We start from the raw sequence: 22,501 nt of genomic DNA, 5'->3' as shown, positions 1-22,501 counted from the left end.
CGAGCGAGCGGAAACCGGTCAGGTCGGTGGGGGTGCTGCGATCAGACGGTGCGAACGGACCGTACGGCCGCGCGGTGGGATCAGGGCTCGCGACCGCGCGGTGGGATCAGGCCTTGCGGGCCGCGATGCGTGCCGCGCGGGCGGCCAGCCGCTCGTCGAACTTGCGGGCCTCGGAGTCCAGGCCCTCCATGAAGAGACCCAGCTCCTCCTGGGCCTTCTGCCCGTCGGGGCCGAGGCCGTCGATCTCCATGATCTTCAGGAAGCGGATCACGGGGCTCAGCACGTCGTCGTGGTGGATCCGCAGGTTGTAGACCCCGCCGATCGCCATCTGCGCGGCCATCCGCTCGAAGCCGGGCATCCCGTGTCCGGGCATCCGGAAGTCGACCACGACGTCCCGTACGGCCTGCATCGTCAGGTCCGGGGCGATCTCGAAGGCCGCGCCCAGCAGGTTGCGGTAGAAGACCATGTGCAGGTTCTCGTCCTGCGCGATGCGGGCCAGCATGCGGTCGCAGACCGGGTCACCGGACTGGTGGCCGGTGTTGCGGTGCGAGATGCGGGTCGCGAGCTCCTGGAAGGCCACGTACGCCACGGAGTGGAGCATCGAGTGGCGGTTGTCGGACTCGAACCCCTCCGACATGTGCTGCATCCGGAATGCTTCGAGCTTGTCCGGGTCCACGGCGCGCGAGGCCAGCAGGTAGTCGCGCATGACGATGCCGTGACGGCCCTCCTCGGCGGTCCAGCGGTGCACCCAGGTGCCCCAGGCGCCGTTGCGGCCGAAAAGCGAGGCGATCTCGTGGTGGTAGCTGGGGAGGTTGTCCTCGGTCAGCAGGTTCACGACGAGCGCGATCTTGCCGATCTCGGTGACCTTCGACTGCTGCGGGTCCCAGGCTTCGCCGTCCTCGAAGAAGCCGGGGAAGTTGCGGCCGTCGCTCCACGGGACGTACTCGTGGGGCATCCAGTCCTTGGTGACCTTCAGATGGCGGTTGAGCTCCTTCTCGACCACCTCTTCCAGCGCGAACAGCAGCTTGGCGTCCGTCCACGCCTCCGAGCTGCCGAGGTGGGGAGAGGTGATCGTCACGGGTACTCCTGGGTGCAAAGAGGCTTACCTACGGTTCCGTAGCCTACGGAGTCGTAGGTTAAGCGCGGCATCAAGACCAGCCAAGCCCCAGGGGGGCCTCTGTCTGGTTACATCCCGTTATCTGTGCAGTTTGAGAGGGGTGCGGAGTGGCCTGAAGGGACTAAAGTCACGCCAGGAGGTGATCCGCTGCTCCTGCCTTGACGGCCGAGATCAGCGCACGGAGCGCATCGATCGAGTCGGTGACGTAGGCGGCGGAGTCGGTGGTTCCGATGTACGCCTTCCCCTCGGCGTCCCGGCCGAAGCGGAAACAGTTCGCCCCTTCGCTGCAGAATGCCTCGTCCCACGCGATGCCGGCCGTCGCCGACGGGGTCGCCGGAGCGGGCGGGGTGGTCGGGGTCGTGCTCGTCGTGCCCATGTCGTTCTCTCGTCTCCTCGTCGGATCCGGTCAGGTGGTCAGTCAGCCGGTCGGCCGGTCGGCCCGGTCAGAGGGTCTGTGCGATGGCGCGGATGAAATCGCGGGACGCGCGGGCCGGCAGCGCCAGGGAGCGCAGCCGCTCCAGCAGGCCCCGGTAGCGGAGCAGCTTCATCTGCGAATCCAGCAACATCGAGCCGTGCGAACTGTCGAGCTGCACGGTGTCCAGCTCGCTGATCGTGGCGGCCGCGTACGTGAAGGACTGGCCGGCTCCGGGGAACCCGCCGGCGGTGAACGGAATGACGCGCACGGTCGTACGCGCCCGCTCCGACTGCTCCAGTATGTGTTCGAGCTGCGCCCGGGCCACCTTCGGACCGCCGAACTGCATCCGCAGCGCGGCCTCGTGCACCACCGCCTCGTACAACGGCGGTGCCTCGCGGGAGAACACCTGCTGGCGATGCATCCGCAGGGCGAGCCGCGCCTGCAGGTCGGGCTCGGGCAGCGGCGGGTCGGCGGTGTCGAAAACGGCCCGCGCGTGCGCCTCGGTCTGCAGCAGCCCGGGTATGTGCGTGGTCACGGCGGTGTGCAACGCGACGGAGTGGTGCTCCAGTTCGCAGATGTCCAGGAGCGCGGGCGGCAGCATCCCCCGGTGCTGCTCCCACCACCCCTTCTCGCGCTCCTGGGCCATGGAGGCGAGTAGGTCGACCAGCCCCGTGTCGGGGCAGTCGTAGTTGAAGGCGAGGGTGCGGACACGCTCGGCGCCGATGGCGATCCGGCCGGATTCGATGTTGGGGATCCTGGTGCGGTCCACCCCCATGAGCGCCGCGGCCTGCTGCACCGTCATGCCCGACTGCTCGCGGAGTTTGCGCAGCTCGGAGCCCAGGCGCTGCTGGCGTGCGGTCGGTGTACTCCTCGGTGGCACAGGTCCCCTCTCCTCCGGTCGAGGCAGGCGGGAGCGTGCGCACGAGTCCGGAAATGACATGAGAAAACATCAAGTGGTCGTACAAGTAGTAGCACTGTGCACCACGTTGCGCTACGGTCGGTAGCGCAAGTCTCACACGGGGCGACCTCCAGCTCTTGTATGACCACACGGCCATCAGCGCATTCAGCACCTCAGAACCTTGGAGCAGCACGATGACGGGCACTCTCCGTGGCCTGCGGTCGGTCCACGAGTTCCGGCAGGCCCCGCCAGGGGCGGAGAAACTGAGCTACTCCATAGGCCTGCCGGGCGGTGCCCACTGCGCGGGCAGCGCCCGGAGCGCCCTGCGGTCCCTGCTCGACCGGCACGGACTGCCCGACCTGTGCGACAACGCGGCCTTGGCCGCCTCCGAACTCGTGGCCTGCGCCCACCGGTTCACGCCCGACAAGGAGATGGTGCTCAAGGTCCGCTGGCAGTTCGACGCGCTGCGGATCGTCGTCTTCGACCAGCACCCCGCGCACTCCTCGCCCGAGGCGAGCGAGGAGTGCCGGCGCCGGCGCAGCCGCGGGATGTGGCTGTTGTCGGCGGTGGTCGAGGCCTGCGGCGGGGACTGGGGACTCACCCCGGTGCTCACCCCGATGGGCGGCACCAAGTCCTGGGCCTTACTGCCCTTGCCGCGTTAGCGCAGGTCCCGGTGGACCTCCTCGGCCGTCGTCGGCCGCAGCCCGTCGTCGAGCAGCAGCCACCGCGTGATGCCGATCGACTCCAGGAACGGCACGTCATGGCTCGCGACCACGAGCGCCCCTTCGTAGGAATCCAGGGCATCGGTCAACTGCCGCACGCTCGCCAGGTCCAGGTTGTTCGTCGGCTCGTCCAGCATGAGCAGCTGCGGGGCCGGCTCCGCGAGCAGCAGCGCCGCCAGCGTCGCCCGGAACCGCTCGCCGCCCGACAGGGTGCGGGCCGGCCGGTCCGCCCGCGCACCCCGGAACAGGAAGTGCGCGAGCCGCGCCCGGATCAGGTTGTTCGTCGCGTGCGGGGCGAACCGCGCCACGTTCTCCACGACCGAGCGCTCGTCGTCCAGCACGTCGAGCCGCTGCGGCAGGAACCGGGCCGGGACGTGGGTCACCGACTCGCCCGACAGCGGGGCCAGTTCCCCCGCGATCGTGCGCAGCAGCGTGGTCTTGCCCGAGCCGTTGGCTCCCACCAGTGCGATCCGCTCCGGACCGCGCAGCTCCCACTCGCCCGCGACCGGGGCGCCGTGGACCGGGTGCAGTGCGCTCAGGGTGAGCACGCGGCGGCCCGGAGGGACCTGGGTGGCGGGCAGTTTGATCCGGATCTCGGCGTCGTCGCGCACCGCCAGCTCCGCCTGGTCGAGGCGTTCCTCCGCCTCGGCCAGCTTCTCGGTGTGCATGATGCGGTGCTTGCCCGCCGACTCCTGCGCCGCGCGCTTGCGGGCACCCATGACGATCTTCGGCTCGCGCTTGTTCTCGAACATCTTCTGGCCGTACCGCTTGCGCCGGGCCAGTTTGGCGTGTGCCTGCGCCAGTTCGCGCTTCTGTCGCTGTACGTCGCCCTCCGCGACCCGGACCATCCGCTCGGCCGCCTCCTGCTCGGCCGCGAGCATCTCCTCGTAGTCCGTGAAGTTTCCGCCGTACCAGCGGAGTTCGCCGTCGCGCAGGTCGGCGATCTGGTCGACCCGGTCCAGCAGTTCCCGATCGTGGCTGACCAGGAGCAGCACCCCGGACCAGGATTCGACGGCCGCGTACAGCCGGCGCCGGGCCCGCAGGTCGAGGTTGTTGGTGGGCTCGTCCAGCAGCAGGACGTCCGGACGGCTCAGCAGCAGGGCGGCCAGCCGGAGCAGCACGCACTCCCCGCCCGACAGTTCGCCGGTGGTGCGGTCCAGCCCGATCCGGCCGAGACCGAGCTGGTCGAGCGTGGCGAGGGCCCGTTCCTCCACGTCCCAGTCGTCGCCGACGGCCGCGAAGTTGGCCTCGGTCGCCTCGCCCGCCTCGATGGCGTGCAGGGCGGCCCGGGTGGTGCGGACGCCGAGCGCCTCGTCCACCCGCAGGGAGGTGTCGAAGGTGACGGTCTGCGGAAGCTGGCCGACGGTGCCGGCGACGGCCAACTGGCCTTCGCTCGGGGTCAGTTCCCCGGCGATGAGCTTGAGCAGCGTGGACTTGCCGCAGCCGTTGCGTCCGATCAGGCCGGTACGGCCGGGGCCGACGGCCAGCTGGAACCCCTCGAAGACGGGGGTTCCGTCGGGCCAGTCGAAGGACAGGTCGGAGCAGGTGATGAACGTGGGAGCAGGACTCATGGAGGCCTCCAGGTTGCGTGAGTGGTGAGTGCAACGCGGGGGAGACACAGGGGACCGCGGGTGTGGGCGGTGGTCGGTGTCTCGGACCTCAGAGGAACAACGTCCTGCTCCGTTTCGACGGCGATGGGGCGTCTACGAAGCTACGGCGCGGCCGGAGCCGCGGGCAAACGAATTAAGACGAATCCGAGCAAGGGGTCAGCAGGAGTCGCGCATCAGCTCGGCGAGGCTCTGGTCCATGTCGAGGTACAGGTGCTCCAGGCCGGGCGGCACGATCGTCGAGGCCCGCTCCAGGAAGCGGTGCAGCTCGGCCGTCACCATCAGCACGATCGCGACCCCCTCGGGGGCGTGGAACTCCACGGTGGTCCGGTCGGCGTCGTACGGGCGCACGCGCACGTCCCCGCAGCCGGACGGGCGGTCCAGCCCGTACTCCAGCAGTTCCCGAGAGAACGTCCACGAGACCTCGACGCCCTCCAGGGTCGCGGGCGCGGGAAAGGCCATCCGGACGGCGAAGGGATCCGACCGGTCGTAGCAGAGCGTGACGGGTACGGTGTCGACCTTCGGCGCGGTGGCGACCAGTCGGGCCTGCACGGCCTGCTCGATGACAGTGATCAAGGCTCGCTCCCTTGCGGCGGATCTCGTGCCGGACCGCGGGATGGGGGCCCGGCAACGGGATAGACGCGTGAAGCGGCGAATCCGTGCACGCGACCTGGAGTGAGCTGTGTCACCGAATGGCCTGAACACGCCTGTGTGATCGCACAGGGTGACGGGTGGCACGGGCCTCCGGGGTCTGTCCGCAGGCCCCGGAGCGGCCGCAGTACGGCTGGTTCCCGCTCACTCCACAGGCCCAAGGCAGCCTTCGGACCGCCCGCGGACCATCCGAAAGGGACGGCCTAGACCACCGGGCTCTCCCGCACCGTCGCCAGGTCCGCCGAGGTCTTCGTCGCGAGGAACTCGGTGATGCGGTACGAGCAGACCCCCGCCACCGTGAAGGGATCCCCGGCCGCGATCTTCTCGATCTCCGCGCGGGACACCCCGCCGGCCAGGATCACGCCCCCGTCGCGCGGGACCTTGCGACCCGAGGCGAGGAAGATGCCGGCGGCGTAGTAGCCGTCCAGCCAGGCGATGTGCGCGTCCATCTCTTCTTCGACGGCTTCGACGGGCGCGGTGTAGGTGAGCTCCATGACGAACATGATCGCCAGGCTACTCTCGCACCACTATGACGAGTGCGAAGATGCCCGCCGACGAGGCCGGGGCCAAGGCGATACAGGACGAACTGCGCGGGCGGGTCGTCCTGACCGAAACCGGACCCCCGCCCGGCGAAGGGCTCATCGCGGGGGTGGACGTGGCCTACGACGACGAACGCGACCTGGTGGCCGCCGCGGCCGTCGTCCTCGACGCCGCCACCCTGAGGGTCGTCGAGGAGGCCACCTCCGTCGGCCGCGTCAGCTTCCCCTACGTACCCGGACTGCTCGCCTTCCGCGAGCTGCCGACCGTGCTCGCCGCGCTGGAGGCGCTGACCGTCACGCCCGGTCTGGTCGTCTGCGACGGCTACGGGCTGGCCCACCCGCGCCGCTTCGGGCTCGCCTGCCACCTCGGCGTGGTCACCGGGCTGCCCGCCATCGGCGTCGCGAAGAACCCGTTCACCTTCACGTACGAGGAACCGGGCGACCGGCGCGGGGACCTCTCCCCGCTCCGCGCATCCGACGGCGAGGTCGTCGGGCGGGCGCTGCGCACGCAGGACGGGATCAAGCCCGTGTACGTCTCGGTGGGCCACCGGGTCTCCCTGGACAACGCCTGCGCGCACGCCCTGGCGCTGAGCCCCCGCTTCCGGATCCCGGAGACCACCCGGCACGCCGACTCCCTGTGCCGGCGGGCCCTGCGCGAAGCCACCGCGTAGGGCGGGAGCCTCAGTCGGAGGCCGCCACCCGGAAGCGGATGCCCGCGTGTCGGAGCCGGTCCAGCAGGGCGTCGCCCATCGCCACGGCGGTGGTCAGCTGGCCGGACAGCTCGGGCAGGGCGTCGTAGGCGAGGCAGAGCGCGGACTCCGCGAACATCTTCGCGGTCTCCCCGTACCCCGGGTCGCCGCCCGAGACCTCGGTGAACACCCGGCGGCCGCCGCCCTCGCCCACGAACCGCACGCTGAACCAGCTGCGCGCCCGCCGCTCCGCGTCCGGGCCCTGGCCGGGCTCCCAGCGGTTCGCCAGCCACTGCCGCACCGGCGGGATCTGCGCGAGGGCGGCCACCCCGCCGACCGCCGCCGTACCGCCCACGGCGACGGGCAGGTGGCGTACGGAGGCGTAGTGCCGGTAGCGGAAGTCCGGGCCGTACCGCTCCAGCGCGGCCGCGGACCGGGCCACGACCTGGACGTCCAGGACGGGCAGCGGCAGGGCCCAGGTGCCGGTCTCCCGGCTGAAGCGCGGTGCGCCCACGGGCACGCGCACCCGCCGGCCCAGCAGCCGGGGCTCGTGCATCCGGCGCGCGCGGGCGGCGGCCAGGTTCTGCGGTCCGCGGCCCAGCGCGGTGAGCACCGTGGTGAAGGTGCCGCCCGAGAACAGGGCGTTGGAGCGCAGGAACGCGTCCACGGTCAGCGGGACCCCGGCCGGCAGCTGTCCGACCGTGAAGTACGCCCCGAGGTCGGCCGGGATGGAGTCGAAGCCGCAGGCGTGCACGATCCGGGCGCCGGTCTCGCGCGCCCGCGCGTCGTGCTCGACGTACATCCGGTCCACGAACTCCGGCTCGCCGGTCAGGTCGAGGTAGTCGGTTCCCGCCGCGGCGCAGGCGGCCACCAGCGGAGCCCCGTACCAGACGTACGGCCCCACGGTCGTGGCCAGCACCCGGGTGGAGGCGGCCAGTTCGCGGGTCGCCGCGGCGTCCTGGGCGTCCGCGCGCAGCAGCGGCAGGTCCGCGCAGCGCGGGTCGAGGGCGGTCAGCCGCTCGCGCAGCCGCTCCAGCTTCGCGAGGTCGCGCCCCGCGAGGGCCCAGCGGCAGTCCGCGGGGGCGTGCGCCGCGAGGTACTCGGCGGTCAGCGCCCCCACGAACCCGGTCGCGCCGAAGAGCACGAGGTCGTACTCCCGTTCCGCGGTGCGCGGTTCGTGCCGGACAGCTGCGTTCATCGGGAGCCTCCCAGACGGTGTCGCTTTCGGTGGTGGCTGAGGCTAGCGCGTGGCCGCCGTGCGACGGACAGCGCCCCGGGGGCGGCCTGCGACGGCCGTTCCCGGGGCGCTGTACGGGCGGCCGGGCGGGTGCTCGGCCTCGTGGGTCAGTCCTCCTGGTACATGCCGAAGACGTCGAGGATGAGGTCGATGTCTCCGTCGCTCTGGTTCCAGAAGTTGACGATGCCCGTCTCGCCGGTGCTCGTCTGGACCAGGTTCGGGACGGTCTTGCCGGGCGTCCAGTTCAGGGTCGAGGAGGTGGGCGCCACGGGCTCGCCCGTGCTCGGCTCGGGGCTGACCGCGAGGAAGCCGCTGTCCTTGGGGTTGGTCACCGTGGCGTTCAGCACGAAGCCCGTGACGCCGTAACCCGGTGCGGACAGCGGCGCGTGGATGTAGTCGCGGCCGGCCAGGGGTCCGTACACGTCGTCATCGGGGTCACGGGTGTCGACGAAACGCGCAGGCTGTTCGAAGGGCAGGTAGGAGCCCTTGCTCTGCGGGCTGTAGTAGCCGACGACGTCGACGATGACGTCGGCCGGGTTCCAGCCGCCGTTGCGGATGCTGATCTTGCCGTCGGGGCCGACCGGGACGATCACCGAGTTGGCTATGGTCTGGCCCGTCGTGAAGTTCACGTTGGACGCGGTCGGCACCTGCTGCCCGCTCGGGAAGACGGTCAGGTGGCCGTCGCTCCTCGGGTTGGTGACCGTGACGTTGAGGGCCACGGCGGTGACCCCGGAGGCGGGCACCTGGCGGAGGCCGGTGATCTGGGTGCTGAAGATCCCGTAGCCGGGGACCTGGCCCTTGGGGGCGCCGAGGGCCATGCGGGTGTCGACGAAGCGGGCCGGGGCCAGCGCGGTGTAGCCGCTGGAGGCGGACTGGGTGAAGTAGCCGGTGACGTCGGCGATCAGGTCGACCGATTCCCAGCCGCCGTTGTAGAGGTTGACGTAGCCGTCGGCGCCGACGGGCACGATGACCAGGTTCGGGACGGTCTGGCCGGGTGCGAAGTTGACGTTCGACGTGGTCGGACGCGTGGTGCCGCCGGCGAAGGCGGTGACGTGGCCGCCGCTCGTGGTGTTCGTGACGGTGACGTTGAGGACCACGGCGGTCACGCCGGTGGGGATGGTGCCGTTGCCGCCGATCTTCACCTGTGCGGAGGTGTACCGGGCGACCTTGCCCGCGACCGCACCGGTGCCGTTACGGGTGTCCAGCAGGCGCTTCGGGCCGTACGGGGTGTAGTCCGAGCCATGGGTCGTGACGGACAACTGGTTGGAGGCCACCACGTTGTTGGTGCTGTCCGTCACGGTCACCTTGACCGTGTACGTGCCGAGCTCGGTGTAGGTGTGCTGCTCGGTCAGGGTCTGGCTGCCGGAGGCCTGGACGACCGTCGACTGCTGGTCGCCGTAGTCGATGACCACGGTGAGCGGCGTGGTCTCACTGGTGATCTCGCTCTTCAGCTCGATCGCGTGCGCGCTGAGGGGGGTCGCGGTCAGTCCCACCGTGAGGTCCGGGTTGCCCTCGGCGGTCGCGGACAGCGTCGTGGCCGTCGGCGCGCTCTTGGTGGCCGGGGCGGTCCGCAGGGTCGACTGCCCGGCGGGGCTCGTGGACTTGGGCGCGTCCTCCAGGACGTCCTGGACCAGGTCCGGAGTGCTGATGCCCTGGACGCCGCCGTTGGCCGGCCCGGCTGCCTGAGCCATGCCCGGTACGAGGGAAATGCCCGCTGCGAAAACGGCTGCGGATGCAGCGAGTCGGCGATATGACACCGAGCCTCCGAAATGTCAGTGAGCCCTGATCAGGGCTGAAAGAGCGCTCAGGCTACAGAGCCCGCCGACCGGCCTGAGACGGGGGTCTTTCCGTTGCCGTTCCGTTGCCTTCACCTGGCCGTCCGTTGCCGGGAGGGCGCCAGGAAGCCCCCCGGGAGCGGCTGGGCGGCCGTTCCCGGGGGGCTGTCGTGCGGCCAGTGTCGGCCGCGTTCACCGCTCGGCGGGGATCAGAAGTCGTCGTAGACGCCGAAGACGTCGACGATGACGTCGATGTTGCGGTCGCTCTCGTTGAAGACGTCGACGATGCCGTTGTTGCCGGTGCTCGCCTGGACCAGGTTCGGGACGGTCTTGCCCGGCGTGAAGTTCAGCGTCGACGAGCTGGGAGATCCGGGCGCGACCGCCCAGCCCCCGTCGTAGGCCTCCTTCGAGTTCGGGTCCGGCGCGACCGCGAGGAAGCCGGTGTCCTTGGGGTTGGTCACCGTGGTGTTCATGACGAAGGCCTTGACGCTCGGGTACGCCGTGCTGAGCTTCATGTAGATGTACCAGCGGCCCTGCAGGGGGCCGTACTTCCAGAGGTTGGGATCGCGGGTGTCGATCCGGCGGTACGGCTGGAACGGCACGTACGCGGCCTGGCTGGTGGGGCTGTAGTAGCCGACGACGTCGATGATGACGTCGGTGCCCTTCCAGCTGCCGTTGCGGATCTTGATCTTGCCGTCGGCGCCGATGGGGACGATCACCGAGTTGGCGATGGTCTGGCCGCCGCTGAAGTTCAGGTTGGAAGAGGTGGGCGCGGCCTTGCCGCTCGGATAGACGGTCAGGTGGCCGGCGTCCTTCGGGTTGGTCACCGTCACGTTGAGCGCGACCGCGGTGGCCCCGAAGGGGACGTAACCGGCGCCCGAGATCGTGGCGCTGAAGGTGCCGTAGCCGGCGATCTGGCCCTTGCGGACGCCGAGACCCGTGCGGGTGTCCACGTGGCGCGAGGGATCGATCGCCGTGTAGCCGCTGGCGGCGGACCGGGTGAAGTAGCCGGTGACGTCGGCGATCAGGTCGACCGATTCCCAGCCGCCGTTGTAGAGCTCGACGTAGCCGTCGGCGCCGACCGGCACGATGACCAGGTTGGGGACCGTCTGGCCGGGCTCGTAGTTGAGGTTCGAGGTCGTCGGGCGGGTGGTGCCCGCGGCGAAGGCGGTGACGTGGCCACCGCTGTTGGTGTTGGTGACGGTGACGTTGAGGGCCACCGCGGTCACACCGGCGGGGATGGTGCCGTAGCCGCCGACCTTCACGCGGGCGGAGCCGTACGGGGCCACCTTGGCGGCCTCGGGCGCGCCCGTGCCGTCACGGGTGTCCAGGAGGCGGGTCGGGTTGTACGGGGTGAACTCGGACCCGTCCGTCGTGACCGTGACCGAGTTCTTGACGGAGGTACCGGTGGCGGCGTCCGCGACGTTGACGGTGATGACGTACGTGCCCACCTCGGCGTAGGTGTGCTGGTTCGTCGCCACACCGGAGCCGGGGGCGTTGTAGCCGTCCGTGCTGCCCTGGTCGCCCCAGTCGATGGTGACGTAGAGGGACTGGCCGCTCTCGGCCGTGACCTCTGACGTCAGGGCGATCCCGTGGGCACTGGTGGTCTCGGCCTTCAGCCCGACCTTGTAGCCCGGATCGGCGGCCTGCGCCTGCGCGGAGCCGGCGGCCTTGGCCGTACGGGCCGACTTGGTGCGGTCGGCGGGGCTGGAGAAGGTCTTGGAGCCCCTCGCCTCGGCCAGGTCCTGCTCCACGTCGGGCGCTTCGAGCCCGTGGCCCTTGGCCGGTGCCGGGTCGGCCGCGTGGGCCAGCCCCGGAATGAGAGAAATGCCTGCCGCGAGGATGGTCGCGGATGCTACGAGTCGGCGATGAGACACCGAGCCCCCCCAATGTCGTGTGTCTGCCGGCCCCCGAGCGGGGCCGGAGAACCCGCCGGGCCTCCATGGCCCGCGGGTGGCCGCATGTACGGGCCCTCCCTGGCCCGGTGTGCGGCGGGGGTGCCCCGGGAGGGCCTGGACGGCCGTGCTCCCGGGGCACCGTGATCCGGGGTGGGCACCGGCGGCGGCCCTGTCGGGCCGCCTCCGGTGCCCACCGGCGGATCAGTTGTCCATGTAGATGCCGAAGATGTCGACGATGAGGTCGATGTCGGCGTCGCTCCAGTTGAAGAAGTCGAGGACGCCGGTGTTGCCGCGGCCGGCCTGAACCAGGTTCGGGACGGTCTTGTTCGCGGTGAAGTTCAGGTTCGACGAGGTCGGGATCGGCACCTCGATGTTGGTCCCGTTCTTGTAGTCCGCGATGGTGTTCGGGTCCGGAGCGACCGCGAGGAAACCGGCACCCCTGGTGTTGGTCACCGTGGTGTTCAGGACGAAGCCCGTGGTGTTCGGGTAGCCGTCGCCGAGTCCGAGCACGCTGTAGTAGCGGCCGGGCAGCGGCTTCTTGTTCTCGCGGGTGTCCTTCACGCGCTCCGGCGCGAAGGGGAGGTACGCGCTGACGCTGTCGGGGCTGTAATAGCCGACGACGTCGACGATCACGTCGGCCGGGTTCCAGCCGCCGTTGCGGATGCTGATCTTTCCGTCGGTGCCGACCGGGACGATCACCGAGTTGGCGATGGTCTGGCCCGTGGTGAAGTTCAGGTTGGACGCGTTCGGCGCGGCCTTCCCGGCGGGGAAGACGGTCAGGTGGCCGTCGCTCCGCGGGTTGGTGACCGTCACGTTGAGCGCCACGGCCTTGGCCCCTGCGGGGACGCCGCGGTTGCCCGCGATCTTGGTGGTGATGGTTCCGTAGCCCGGGATCTGGCCCTTGCGGGTGCCGAGACCCTCACGGGTGTCGACGTGGCGCTCCGGGGAGATCCCGGTGTAGCCGCTGGCGGCGGACTGGGTGAAGTAGCCGGTGATGTCGGCGATCAGGTCGACTCCCAGCCAGGTGCCGTTGTAGAGCTCGACGTAGCCGTCGGCGCCGACCGGCACGATGACCTGGTTGGGGACCGTCTGGCCGGGCTCGAAGTTGAGGTTCGAGGTGGTCGGACGCTCGGTGCCCGAGGCGAAGGCGGTGATGTGGCCGGGGCTGAAGGTGTTCGTGACGGTGACGTTGAGGGCCACCGCGGTCACACCGGCCGGGATGGTGCCGAAGCCGCCGACCTTGACGCGCGCGGACTTGTACCCGAGGACCGGGTTCCCGGCCGTACGGGTGTCCAGCAGGCGGGTCGGGGTGTACGGGGTGAAGTCCGAGCCCTCGGTGGTGACGGTGACGGAGTTCTCGGCGGAGACGCCGTTGACGGCGTCGGTCACCTTGACCTTGACCCTGTACGTGCCGACCTCGCGGTACACGTGCTCCACCTGCGCCGATTCGGTGCCGTGGGCGCTCGCCGTGCCGGAGGTGCCGTCGCCCCAGTCGATGGTGAGCTCGACGTCGACGTCCGCGCTCGTGACGCCCATGCTCAGTTCGAGCGAGTGCGCGTTGAACGTGGTGCCGTGCAGGGCCACCGCGAGGTCCGGGTTGCCCTCGGAGGCCGCCAGCGTGCCGGCCGCCTTGCTCTTGCCGGCTGAGGGGACCTTGACCGAGCGGTCGGCCGGGCTGTCGAACTTGGTGGTCTTGGCCTCGATGGCCGAGTCCAGATCGGGCGTGGATACCCCCTGCACCTTGCCCGGCTCGGAGTCGGCGGCGTTGGCCAGCCCCGGTATGAGAGAAATTCCTGCCGCGAGGATGGTCGCGGATGCTACGAGTCGGCGATGAGACACCGAGCCCCCCCAAATGTCTGTGCGCCCTGGAACAGGGCCGAAAGCCCGCTCAGACTACAGAACGACCAGCTCGTGGATCACCTGGGTTTATCTGTTTGCGTTTGCACTGATTGGGGCCTGTGGCCCGATTCCTCCGGCCTCGTCGAGGCAGGCCGGTCTAGCGTGAGGAGAGGACGGTCCGTGCGAGCGGGTGAGGCCCGCGGTGAGTGGAGGTGCGCGTGAAGGCTGGGGTGCGCAAGTGGGAAGTGGTCCGGGAGTTCGCCCGGGGACTGCCGCAGGCGCGGGAGGAGTTCCCGTGGGGCCCCGAGGACTGCGTGGTGAAGGTCAACAAGAAGATCTTCGTCTTCCTCGGGAACACCGACGGCCCGTCGCCCGGGATCTCCGTGAAGCTCAAGGACGAGGCGCTGCACGGTCACGCCATGACCGCCCCCGGCGCGGAGCCGACCGGGTACGGGCTGGGGAAGGCCGGCTGGGTCTCCGTACCGCTGGGGGAGAAGGGGGCGCCGTCCGCCGAGGTGCTGTGCGAGTGGGTGGAGGAGAGCTACCGGACCGTCGCGCTCAAACGGGACCTCAAGGAGCTCGACGCGCGGACCGCCGGACCCGGTGCCGGACCCGATGCAGGGGGAAACGCCGCAACCGGCTAAGCGCTTGCTCTTGTGCTCAGTGGAACAGGTTCCTAGCATCACTGGTGTTACATCAGTTGTGTCACACAGTGGCGGCAGTGGTGCCACCGGATGCTGGGGGCTCGATGGCAGTGACAGGGAACGCGGCGGGGAACGTGCCCGGGAGCGGCGGGGGCCCGCTCGCGGGCGTGCGCGTCGTCGAGCTGGCGGGCATCGGGCCGGGCCCGTTCGCCGCCATGCTCCTCGCCGACCTGGGCGCCGACGTGGTGCGGGTGGACCGGCCCGGCGGGGGCGGGCTGGCCGTGAACCCGGCCTACGACATCACCAACCGCAACAAGCGTTCCGTCCTCGTCGACCTGAAGTCCGCCGACGGCCCGGCCCGCGTGCTGGACCTGGTCGAGCGCGCCGACGTGCTCATCGAGGGCTTCCGCCCCGGGGTCGCCGAACGGCTCGGCGTGGGCCCGGCCGACTGCCACGCCCGCAATCCCCGGCTCGTCTACGGCCGGATGACCGGCTGGGGCCAGGACGGCCCGCTCGCCCACACCGCCGGGCACGACATCGCGTACATCGCCGTCACCGGTGCCCTCGGCATGATCGGCAACCCGGGCGAACCCCCGGCCGTCCCCGCCAACCTGGTCGGCGACTACGCGGGCGGCTCGCTCTACCTCGTCATCGGCGTCCTCGCCGCCCTCCAGCACGCCCGCACCCCCGGTGGCACCGGACAGGTCGTCGACGCGGCCATCGTCGACGGGACCGCGCACCTCACCGCCATGATCCACGGGATGATGGCGGCCGGCGGCTGGCAGGACCGGCGCGGGGCCAACCTCCTCGACGGCGGCTGCCCCTTCTACGGCAGCTACGAGACCTCCGACGGCGGCTACATGGCCGTCGGCGCGCTGGAGCAGCAGTTCTACGACACCTTCGTGGAGCTCCTCGGCATCAAGGACCAGGCGCCCGCCCGCAAGGACCTGGCCCGCTGGGGCGAGCTCCGCGAGGCCGTCGCCGCGCGCTTCAAGTCCCGTACCCGCGAGGAGTGGACGGCCGTCTTCGCGGGCACCGACGCCTGCGTGGCGCCCGTGCTCTCGCTGCGCGAGGCCCCGCACCACCCGCACCTGGCCGCCCGCGGCACCTTCGTCGAGGCCGCCGGGATCACCCAGCCCGCCCCCGCGCCCCGCTTCTCCGCGACCCCGGCCGCCGTCGTGGGCGGCCCCGCGCTGCCGGGCGCGCACACGGAGTCCGTGGCGGCCGACTGGGGCGTGCCGGGGCTGCTGGGGAAGGAGTCGTCGGAGAGGGGGGACGGCGCCTGATGGAACTCTCGATGATGCTCGACTACTCCGCGGACCCGCGCCGCGCCGCCGACGCCGCGGCGGAGCTGGAGTCGGCCGGGCTCGACGCCGTGTGGGTGGCCGAGGCCTGGGGCTTCGACGCCCCGACGATCATGGGGTACCTGGCCGCCCGCACCGAGCGGATGAAGATCGGCTCGGCCATCCTCAACGTCTACTCGCGCACCCCCGCCCTCATCGCACAGACCGCGGCGGGCCTGGACGCGATGTCCGGCGGCCGGGCGATGCTCGGCCTCGGGGCGTCGGGCCCGCAGGTGGTCGAGGGCTGGCACGGGAAGCCGTACGACAAGCCGATCGGCCGGACCCGAGAGACCGTCGAGCTGTGTCGGCGCATCTGGCGCCGCGAGACCATCGACCACCACGGCATCACCGACATGCCGCTGCCCGCGGAGAAGGGCGGGCGGCACGGCAAACCGCTGAAGATGCTGACCCGGCCGGTCCGCGCGGACATCCCCGTCTACGTGGCCTCGCTCGGGCCCGCCAACGTGCGGATGACGGCGGAGATCGCCGACGGCTGGCTGCCCACCCTCTTCGTGCCGGAGAAGGCCGGCGCCGTGTGGGGGAGCGCGCTCGCCGCGGGCGCGGCCCTGCGCGCGCCGGAACTCGGCCCGCTGCGGACGGTGGCGGGCGGCCTGCTCGCGATCGGCGAGGACGCGGCGGCGCTGCGGGACCTCGCCCGCCCGCAGATCGCCCTGTACATCGGCGGCATGGGCGCGGTCGGCAAGAACTTCTACAACGACCTGGCCGTGGCCTACGGGTACGAGGAGGAGGCCCGGAAGATCCAGGAGCTCTACCTCTCCGGCCACAAGCGCGACGCCGCGGCCGCCGTCCCGGACGAACTGTGCGAGCTCACCACGCTGTGCGGGCCCGAGGGGTACGTGCGCGAGCGCGTCGAGGCCTTCCGGGCCGCCGGGGTGACCATGCTCAACGTCACGCCCGTCGGGCCCGAACCGGCCCGGCTCGTCGAGACCGTCAAGAACTGGCTCTAGGAGGCCCCCGAAATGAAACGCCAGATCTTCGACGCCGACCACGAGGCGTTCCGCGAGACCGTCCGAACCTTCCTCACCAAGGAGGTGCTGCCGCACTACGAACAGTGGGAGAAGGACGGGATCGTCAGCCGCGAGGCCTGGCGGGCCGCAGGCCGGCAGGGGCTGCTCGGCCTCGCCGTCCCCGAGGAGTACGGGGGCGGCGGGAACGCCGACTTCCGGTACGCGGCGGTGATCGCCGAGGAGTTCACCCGGGCGGGCGCCGCCGGGCTCGCCATCGGCCTGCACAACGACATCATCGGGCCGTACCTGACCTCGCTGGCCACCGAGGAGCAGAAGCGCCGCTGGCTGCCGGGCTTCTGCTCCGGCGAGATCATCACCGCCATCGCGATGACCGAGCCGGGCGCGGGCTCCGACCTCCAGGGCATCCGGACCACCGCCGAGGATGCCGGCGACCACTGGGTGCTCAACGGCTCCAAGACCTTCATCTCCAACGGCATCCTCGCCGACCTGGTGATCGTGGTCGCGAAGACCACCCCCGAGGGCGGGGCGCACGGCATGTCGCTGCTGGTCGTGGAGCGGGGCACGGAGGGCTTCGAGCGCGGCCGCAACCTCGACAAGATCGGCCAGAAGGCGCAGGACACCGCCGAGCTGTTCTTCAACGACGTGCGCGTCCCGAAGGAGAATCTGCTCGGCGAACTCAACGGCGCCTTCGTCCACTTGATGACCAACCTCGCGCAGGAGCGGATGGGCATCGCGATGGCCGGCATCGCCGCCGCCGAGTACCTGCTGGAGATCACCACGCAGTACGTGAAGGAGCGCGAGGCCTTCGGGCGGCCGCTCTCCAAGCTCCAGCACATCCGCTTCGAGATCGCGGAGATGGCCACCGAGTGCGCGGTCACCCGCACCTTCCTCGACCGCTGCATCACCGACCACTCCAACGGGGAACTGGACCACGTCCACGCCTCGATGGCGAAGTGGTGGGCCACCGAACTCCAGAAGCGGGTCGCCGACCGCTGTCTGCAACTGCACGGCGGATACGGATACATGACCGAGTATCGGGTCGCGCGGGCCTTCACCGACGGCCGCATCCAGACCATCTACGGCGGCACGACCGAGATCATGAAGGAGATCATCGGCCGTTCCCTGCTGGCCTGACCTCCCCGGACCTCCTCCTGGTTCCCTTGACCCTCCCCCTCCCCCTCCCCCTCCCCCCGCCTCTGACCCTCGCCCCACGCCTCCCCTGACCCTCCCCACGCCTCCGCACCCCCGAAAGGCTTGACCAGTGAGCACCGAAGCGTACGTATACGACGCGATCCGCACGCCGCGCGGCCGAGGCAAGGCCAATGGCTCCCTGCACGGAACCAAGCCGATCGACCTGGTCGTCGGCCTCATCCACGCCCTGCGCGAGCGCAACCCCGGCCTGGACCCCGGCACCATCGACGACATCGTGCTCGGCGTCGTCAGTCCGGTCGGCGACCAGGGCTCCGACATCGCCCGGATCGCGGCGATCGCCGCCGGGCTGCCGGACACCGTCGCCGGCGTCCAGGAGAACCGCTTCTGCGCCTCGGGCCTCGAAGCCGTCAACATGGCGGCCGCGAAGGTCCGTTCCGGCTGGGAGGACCTGGTCCTCGCGGGCGGCGTGGAGTCGATGTCCCGCGTCCCGATGGCCTCGGACGGCGGAGCCTGGTTCAACGACCCGATGACCGGCTGGGACACCGACTTCGTCCCGCAGGGCATCGGCGCCGACCTGATCGCCACGATCGAGGGATTCTCCCGGCGCGACGTGGACGAGTACGCCTCCCTGTCCCAGGAGCGGGCCGCCGCCGCCATCAAGGACGGCCGCTTCGCCAAGTCGGTCGTCCCGGTCACCGACCGCAACGGCCTGGTGGTCCTGGACCACGACGAGTTCGTCCGCCCCGGCACCACCGCCGACACCCTCGCCCGGCTGAAGCCCTCCTTCGCGGACATCGGCGAACTCGGCGGCTTCGACGCCGTCGCCCTGCAGAAGTACCACTGGGTCGAGAAGATCGACCACGTCCACCACGCGGGCAACTCCTCAGGCATCGTCGACGGCGCCTCCCTCGTCGCGATCGGCTCCCGCGAGGCGGGCGAGCGCAACGGCCTCACCCCGCGTGCGCGGATCGTCTCGGCCGCCGTCTCCGGCTCCGAGCCCACCATCATGCTCACCGGCCCCGCCCCGGCCACCCGCAAGGCCCTCGCCAAGGCCGGCCTGACCATCGACGACATCGACCTGATCGAGATCAACGAGGCCTTCGCCGGCGTCGTGCTGCGCTTCGTCAAGGACATGGGCGTCTCCCTGGACAAGGTCAACGTCAACGGCGGCGCCATCGCGCTCGGCCACCCGCTCGGCGCCACCGGCGCGATGATCCTCGGCACCGTCGTCGACGAACTGGAGCGCCAGGACAAGCGCTACGGCCTCGTCACCCTCTGCGTCGGCGGCGGCATGGGCGTCGCCACCATCGTCGAACGCCTCTGACTCGTCCTGATCCCCCCGATCCCTGATCCCACCCCTGACACGGAAGTTGCGAACATGAGCGAGTCCACCACGATCCGCTGGGAACAGGACGAGACCGGCGTCGTCACCCTGGTCCTCGACGACCCCAACCAGTCCGCCAACACGATGAACCAGGCCTTCAAGGACTCCATCGCCGCGATCGCCGACCGCGCCGAGGCCGAGAAGGACTCCATCCGCGGCATCATCTTCACCTCCGCCAAGAAGACCTTCTTCGCGGGCGGCGACCTCAAGGACATGATCCGGCTCCGTCCCGAGCACGCGCAGCTGGCCTTCGACACCGGCACCGCCATCAAGGCCTCGCTGCGCCGCATCGAGACCCTCGGCAAGCCCGTCGTCGCCGCCATCAACGGCACGGCCCTCGGCGGCGGTTACGAGATCTGTCTGGCCTCCCACCACCGGGTGGCCCTCGACGCGCCCGGCTCCAAGATCGGCCTGCCCGAGGTCACCCTCGGCCTGCTCCCGGCCGGTGGCGGCGTCACCCGCACCGTGCGCCTGATGGGCATCGCCGACGCGCTCCTCAAGGTGCTGCTGCAGGGGACCCAGTACAACCCCCAGCGCGCCCTGGACAACGGTCTGGTCCACGAACTGGCCGCCACGCCCGAGGAGATGCTCGCCAAGGCGCACGCCTTCATCGACGCGAACCCGGAGTCGAAGCAGCCGTGGGACGTCCCGGGCTACCGGATCCCCGGCGGCACGCCGTCGAACCCGAAGTTCGCCGCCAACCTCCCGGCCTTCCCGGCCAACTTGAAGAAGCAGCTGAACGGAGTCCCGTACCCGGCTCCGCGCAACATCCTGGCCTGCGCCGTCGAAGGTGCCCAGGTGGACTTCGAGACCGCGCTGACCATCGAGGCCCGCTACTTCACAGAGCTGGTCACCGGGCAGACCGCCAAGAACATGATCCAGGCGTTCTTCTTCGACCTCGGGGCCGTCAACGCGGGCCGCAGCCGCCCGCAGGGCGTGGCGCCCCGCAAGGTCGCCAAGGTGGCCGTGCTCGGCGCCGGCATGATGGGCGCCGGCATCGCCTACTCCTGTGCCCGCGCGGGCATCGAGGTGGTGCTGAAGGACGTCACTCCCGAAGCCGCGGCCAAGGGCAAGGCGTACTCCGAGAAGCTGCTCGACAAGGCCCTGTCCCGGGGCCGTACCACCGAGGCCAAGCGCGCCGAGCTGCTCGCCCGGATCACCCCGACCGCCGAGGCCGCCGACGTGGCGGGCTGCGACGCCGTCATCGAGGCCGTCTTCGAGGACACCGCCCTCAAGCACAAGGTGTTCCAGGAGATCCAGGAGTTCCTGACCCCCGACGCGCTGCTCTGCTCCAACACCTCCACGCTGCCCATCACGGGCCTCGCGGAAGGGGTTTCGCGGCCCGCGGACTTCATCGGCCTGCACTTCTTCTCGCCCGTGGACAAGATGCCGCTGGTCGAGATCATCAAGGGCGAGCGCACCGGTGACGAGGCCATCGCCCGCGCCTTCGACCTCGTACGGCAGATCAACAAGACGCCGATCGTGGTCAACGACTCGCGCGGGTTCTTCACCTCGCGGGTCATCGGCCAGTTCATCAACGAGGGCGTCGCCATGGTCGGCGAGGGCATCGAGCCCGCGTCCATCGAGCAGGCCGCGGCCCAGGCCGGGTACCCGGCCAAGGTGCTCTCCCTGATGGACGAGCTGACCCTCACGCTGCCCCGCAAGATCCGCAACGAGACCCGCAAGGCCTTCGAGGCCGAGGGCCGGGCGTGGGCCGAGCACCCCGCCGACACCGTCATCGACCGGATGGTCGACGAGTTCGGGCGCCCCGGGCGCAGCGGCGGCGGCGGCTTCTACGCGTACGACGAGGCGGGCAAGCGCGCCGGGATCTGGCCGGGGCTGCGCGAGCACTTCACCAAGGAGGGGTACCAGATCCCCTTCGAGGACATGAAGGAGCGGATGCTCTTCTCCGAGGCGCTGGACACCGTCCGCTGCTTCGACGAGGGGGTCCTGACCTCGTACGCCGACGCCAACATCGGCTCCATCATGGGCATCGGCTTCCCGGCCTGGACCGGCGGGGTGATCCAGTACATCAACGGCTACGAGGGCGGACCGGCCGGGTTCGTCGCCCGCGCCCGCGAGCTGGCCGAGAAGTACGGCGAGCGCTTCGCCCCGCCCGCCTCCCTGGTGGAGAAGGCCGAGCGGGGAGAGACGTACGCCGACTGAGCGGGTCAGGGGGTGACGTGCGCGCGGAGCTCCGCGAAGAGGCCCCGGTGGGCCGCCCCGTCGGGGGTGGTCCAGCCGGCGGTGAGCCGGCCGGCCGCCCCCCGGGGCTCCGCCCGCACGTCGTCCCCGGGGCGCAGGACCCGCGTCAGGGCGATCGCGGGGCCGCCCGGTACGCGTACCTCCGTGCCCTGCGCGGTGTCGGTGACTTCCGGCCACCCCAGGAGGGCGGCCGGGAGCCCGGATTCGTCGCACCACGCGGTGACCGAGGGGTCGCTCACCCCGCTGTCGCACTGGTCCTGCGCCACGGCGCGGCCCTGGACCAGGGCGAGCAACTGGCCCACGAGCACCGGGTCGTGGGCGCCGTCGTAGATCCAGCGGGTGCCGAGCACCCCGTGCTCGGAGGTGCCCACCAGAGCGGCTCCGGCGCCGTCGAGCGGGGCGCCGCGGTAGGTCAGCGGCACGAGGTACGAGGTTTCCCGGCCGCCCGAGCGGTCGGTGAGCACCATGAACTCGATGCCGACCTCACCCTCCGGGTCGTCGAGGCGGAACCCGCCCGAGCGGTCGAGCTCGGGGGCGTGTCCCGTGGACGCGTACCACGGCCGGGTCGGAAGCCAGGCAGTAAGAAGCTCCGTCTTACCGGGCTTCATGGTGGTCTTGTAGATCATCGCCATGGCGTGAACCTACCGGCTCCGAAACGAAGGCCGCCCGCAATTCCTCCTTCAACGAGCGCTGGAACGCGGTCACCAGGGCCTGCACCACCATCGGCTGCATGTGCGCCGAGAGCGCCTTCATCGACTCCACCCGCTCCGGATCGCTCTCGCCCTCCGTGAACGGCCCCCACACCTCGTCCCGGAACAGCGCGGTCAGCTGGTGCGCCGCCGTCCGCGCGTGCCCGAGCAGCACCTCGCGCGCGGCCAGGATCGTCTCGTGGGCGATCGGTACGTCGAGCAGCGCCACCCCGAGCCGCAGCAGCCCCACGTCCACCCGGAAGCCCTCCGGGGTCGGCGTCAGCACGTTCATGGCCGTCAGCCGCCGGATGTCGGTCTCCGTCAGCGTGCGCCCCGCCCGCTTCTCCAGCTCCGCGCGGGAGGAGTCCAGCGCCGCGTCCGGGGCCCAGGTCGCCACCAGCGCGCGGTGGATGGCCAGGTCGTGCGCGCTCAGGTCGTCGGGCAGGGCGTCGAGGTAGCGCTCGATGGCGGACAGGGTCATGCCCTGATGCTGCAACTCCTCGATGAGCGCGAGGCGGGACAGGTGCTCCGGGCCGTACCGGCCCACCCGACGGGGTCCGATCACGGGAGGGGGCAAAAGCCCGCGGGTGCTGTAGAACCGTACGGTGCGGACGGTCACACCCGCCCTGGCCGCCAGCTCGTCGACGGTCAGCGACGCCGGCTCCGGTGCCTGGGTGGTCATGGGCTTTCCGCCTTGCTCTCTGATCA

General features: G+C 70.8%; 20 protein-coding genes. 8 read left to right on the top strand and 12 right to left on the bottom strand.

The window, feature by feature from the left end; genetic code table 11:
* Positions 1-106: 106 nt before the first annotated feature.
* The 3 genes from ACE1OC_RS07750 to ACE1OC_RS07740 all read right to left on the bottom strand — a co-directional run bounded on the left by ACE1OC_RS07750 (position 107) and on the right by ACE1OC_RS07740 (position 2,412).
* Positions 107-1,078, bottom strand: coding sequence for an acyl-ACP desaturase (locus ACE1OC_RS07750; RefSeq protein ID WP_407836364.1), 972 nt, complete (start codon positions 1,076-1,078; stop codon positions 107-109).
* 166 nt (positions 1,079-1,244) lie between these two features.
* Positions 1,245-1,493: a hypothetical protein gene (locus ACE1OC_RS07745; protein WP_407836363.1), complete on the bottom strand. Its 249-nt coding sequence runs from the start codon at positions 1,491-1,493 to the stop codon at positions 1,245-1,247.
* A 67-nt stretch (positions 1,494-1,560) separates the two neighbouring features.
* Positions 1,561-2,412 carry a helix-turn-helix domain-containing protein gene (locus tag ACE1OC_RS07740; RefSeq protein WP_407836362.1) on the bottom strand — a complete coding sequence of 284 codons (852 nt, stop codon included), beginning with the start codon at positions 2,410-2,412 and terminating at the stop codon, positions 1,561-1,563.
* Between the two features lie 212 nt (positions 2,413-2,624).
* Between ACE1OC_RS07740 and ACE1OC_RS07735 the strand changes: the two genes are divergently transcribed.
* The gene (locus ACE1OC_RS07735) at positions 2,625-3,092 is read left to right on the top strand and encodes an ATP-binding protein (protein ID WP_407836361.1); all 468 of its coding nucleotides are present in this window, start codon (positions 2,625-2,627) and stop codon (positions 3,090-3,092) included.
* On the opposite strand, the gene ACE1OC_RS07730 is transcribed toward ACE1OC_RS07735, so the two are convergent.
* From ACE1OC_RS07730 to ACE1OC_RS07720, 3 genes are all read right to left on the bottom strand, one after another.
* Positions 3,089-4,723, bottom strand: coding sequence for an ABC-F family ATP-binding cassette domain-containing protein (locus ACE1OC_RS07730; RefSeq protein WP_407836360.1), 1,635 nt, complete (start codon positions 4,721-4,723; stop codon positions 3,089-3,091). The two genes, ACE1OC_RS07735 and ACE1OC_RS07730, sit on opposite strands and share 4 nt — an antisense overlap.
* A gap of 195 nt (positions 4,724-4,918) precedes the next feature.
* Positions 4,919-5,335, bottom strand: coding sequence for an SsgA family sporulation/cell division regulator (locus ACE1OC_RS07725; RefSeq protein WP_250740819.1), 417 nt, complete (start codon positions 5,333-5,335; stop codon positions 4,919-4,921).
* A gap of 278 nt (positions 5,336-5,613) precedes the next feature.
* Positions 5,614-5,913: a YciI family protein gene (locus tag ACE1OC_RS07720; protein WP_407836359.1), complete on the bottom strand. Its 300-nt coding sequence runs from the start codon at positions 5,911-5,913 to the stop codon at positions 5,614-5,616.
* A 26-nt stretch (positions 5,914-5,939) separates the two neighbouring features.
* On the opposite strand from ACE1OC_RS07720, the gene ACE1OC_RS07715 reads away from it, so the two are divergent.
* Positions 5,940-6,620, top strand: a complete 681-nt coding sequence (locus ACE1OC_RS07715) for an endonuclease V (protein WP_407836358.1) — start codon at positions 5,940-5,942, stop codon at positions 6,618-6,620.
* Positions 6,621-6,630: 10 nt separating this feature from the next.
* On the opposite strand, the gene ACE1OC_RS07710 is transcribed toward ACE1OC_RS07715, so the two are convergent.
* From ACE1OC_RS07710 to ACE1OC_RS07695, 4 genes are all read right to left on the bottom strand, one after another.
* Complete coding sequence (locus ACE1OC_RS07710) at positions 6,631-7,836, bottom strand: saccharopine dehydrogenase family protein (protein WP_407836357.1); 1,206 nt, start codon at positions 7,834-7,836, stop codon at positions 6,631-6,633.
* A gap of 146 nt (positions 7,837-7,982) precedes the next feature.
* Positions 7,983-9,566, bottom strand: coding sequence for a PKD domain-containing protein (locus tag ACE1OC_RS07705; RefSeq protein ID WP_407836356.1), 1,584 nt, complete (start codon positions 9,564-9,566; stop codon positions 7,983-7,985).
* A gap of 293 nt (positions 9,567-9,859) precedes the next feature.
* Positions 9,860-11,527: a hypothetical protein gene (locus ACE1OC_RS07700; protein ID WP_407836355.1), complete on the bottom strand. Its 1,668-nt coding sequence runs from the start codon at positions 11,525-11,527 to the stop codon at positions 9,860-9,862.
* A gap of 222 nt (positions 11,528-11,749) precedes the next feature.
* The gene (locus tag ACE1OC_RS07695) at positions 11,750-13,387 is read right to left on the bottom strand and encodes a PKD domain-containing protein (protein WP_407836354.1); all 1,638 of its coding nucleotides are present in this window, start codon (positions 13,385-13,387) and stop codon (positions 11,750-11,752) included.
* A gap of 206 nt (positions 13,388-13,593) precedes the next feature.
* On the opposite strand from ACE1OC_RS07695, the gene ACE1OC_RS07690 reads away from it, so the two are divergent.
* From ACE1OC_RS07690 to ACE1OC_RS07665, 6 genes are all read left to right on the top strand, one after another.
* Positions 13,594-14,031, top strand: coding sequence for an MmcQ/YjbR family DNA-binding protein (locus tag ACE1OC_RS07690; protein WP_407836353.1), 438 nt, complete (start codon positions 13,594-13,596; stop codon positions 14,029-14,031).
* 104 nt (positions 14,032-14,135) lie between these two features.
* Positions 14,136-15,317, top strand: a complete 1,182-nt coding sequence (locus tag ACE1OC_RS07685) for a CaiB/BaiF CoA transferase family protein (RefSeq protein ID WP_407836352.1) — start codon at positions 14,136-14,138, stop codon at positions 15,315-15,317.
* Positions 15,317-16,342: an LLM class F420-dependent oxidoreductase gene (locus tag ACE1OC_RS07680; RefSeq protein WP_407836351.1), complete on the top strand. Its 1,026-nt coding sequence runs from the start codon at positions 15,317-15,319 to the stop codon at positions 16,340-16,342. The genes ACE1OC_RS07685 and ACE1OC_RS07680 overlap by 1 nt, the downstream gene beginning before the upstream one ends.
* 12 nt (positions 16,343-16,354) lie before the next feature.
* Positions 16,355-17,497 carry an acyl-CoA dehydrogenase family protein gene (locus ACE1OC_RS07675; RefSeq protein ID WP_407836350.1) on the top strand — a complete coding sequence of 381 codons (1,143 nt, stop codon included), beginning with the start codon at positions 16,355-16,357 and terminating at the stop codon, positions 17,495-17,497.
* Between the two features lie 127 nt (positions 17,498-17,624).
* The gene (locus tag ACE1OC_RS07670; protein ID WP_250740830.1) at positions 17,625-18,839 is read left to right on the top strand and encodes an acetyl-CoA C-acetyltransferase; all 1,215 of its coding nucleotides are present in this window, start codon (positions 17,625-17,627) and stop codon (positions 18,837-18,839) included.
* A 54-nt stretch (positions 18,840-18,893) separates the two neighbouring features.
* The gene (locus tag ACE1OC_RS07665) at positions 18,894-21,065 is read left to right on the top strand and encodes a 3-hydroxyacyl-CoA dehydrogenase NAD-binding domain-containing protein (protein WP_407836349.1); all 2,172 of its coding nucleotides are present in this window, start codon (positions 18,894-18,896) and stop codon (positions 21,063-21,065) included.
* Between the two features lie 5 nt (positions 21,066-21,070).
* On the opposite strand, the gene ACE1OC_RS07660 is transcribed toward ACE1OC_RS07665, so the two are convergent.
* Together ACE1OC_RS07660 and ACE1OC_RS07655 are read right to left on the bottom strand one after the other, a co-directional pair.
* On the bottom strand, positions 21,071-21,736 hold the full coding sequence (locus tag ACE1OC_RS07660; RefSeq protein ID WP_407836348.1) for a maltokinase N-terminal cap-like domain-containing protein: 666 nt from the start codon (positions 21,734-21,736) through the stop codon (positions 21,071-21,073).
* Positions 21,699-22,475, bottom strand: a complete 777-nt coding sequence (locus ACE1OC_RS07655; RefSeq protein ID WP_407836347.1) for a MerR family transcriptional regulator — start codon at positions 22,473-22,475, stop codon at positions 21,699-21,701. Before ACE1OC_RS07655 ends, ACE1OC_RS07660 begins: the two co-directional genes overlap by 38 nt.
* Positions 22,476-22,501 lie beyond the last annotated feature (26 nt).

It is taken from the genome of Streptomyces stoeckheimensis (assembly GCF_045822005.1).
In the GTDB taxonomy this organism is placed as follows: Bacteria; Actinomycetota; Actinomycetes; order Streptomycetales; family Streptomycetaceae; genus Streptomyces; species Streptomyces stoeckheimensis.
Note: the sequence above shows the minus strand (reverse complement) of the source record. Positions and strands in the feature narration are given on the sequence as shown.

Coding starts and splice junctions, on each gene's coding strand:
- ACE1OC_RS07745 (WP_407836363.1), bottom strand. CDS start 1,493: ATGGGCACGACGAGCACGACCCCGACCACCCCGCCCGCTCCGGCGACC.
- ACE1OC_RS07735 (WP_407836361.1), top strand. CDS start 2,625: ATGACGGGCACTCTCCGTGGCCTGCGGTCGGTCCACGAGTTCCGGCAG.
- ACE1OC_RS07730 (WP_407836360.1), bottom strand. CDS start 4,723: ATGAGTCCTGCTCCCACGTTCATCACCTGCTCCGACCTGTCCTTCGAC.
- ACE1OC_RS07720 (WP_407836359.1), bottom strand. CDS start 5,913: ATGTTCGTCATGGAGCTCACCTACACCGCGCCCGTCGAAGCCGTCGAA.
- ACE1OC_RS07715 (WP_407836358.1), top strand. CDS start 5,940: ATGACGAGTGCGAAGATGCCCGCCGACGAGGCCGGGGCCAAGGCGATA.
- ACE1OC_RS07710 (WP_407836357.1), bottom strand. CDS start 7,836: ATGAACGCAGCTGTCCGGCACGAACCGCGCACCGCGGAACGGGAGTAC.
- ACE1OC_RS07705 (WP_407836356.1), bottom strand. CDS start 9,566: ATGGCTCAGGCAGCCGGGCCGGCCAACGGCGGCGTCCAGGGCATCAGC.
- ACE1OC_RS07685 (WP_407836352.1), top strand. CDS start 14,136: ATGGCAGTGACAGGGAACGCGGCGGGGAACGTGCCCGGGAGCGGCGGG.
- ACE1OC_RS07680 (WP_407836351.1), top strand. CDS start 15,317: ATGGAACTCTCGATGATGCTCGACTACTCCGCGGACCCGCGCCGCGCC.
- ACE1OC_RS07675 (WP_407836350.1), top strand. CDS start 16,355: ATGAAACGCCAGATCTTCGACGCCGACCACGAGGCGTTCCGCGAGACC.
- ACE1OC_RS07665 (WP_407836349.1), top strand. CDS start 18,894: ATGAGCGAGTCCACCACGATCCGCTGGGAACAGGACGAGACCGGCGTC.
- ACE1OC_RS07660 (WP_407836348.1), bottom strand. CDS start 21,736: ATGGCGATGATCTACAAGACCACCATGAAGCCCGGTAAGACGGAGCTT.
- ACE1OC_RS07655 (WP_407836347.1), bottom strand. CDS start 22,475: ATGACCACCCAGGCACCGGAGCCGGCGTCGCTGACCGTCGACGAGCTG.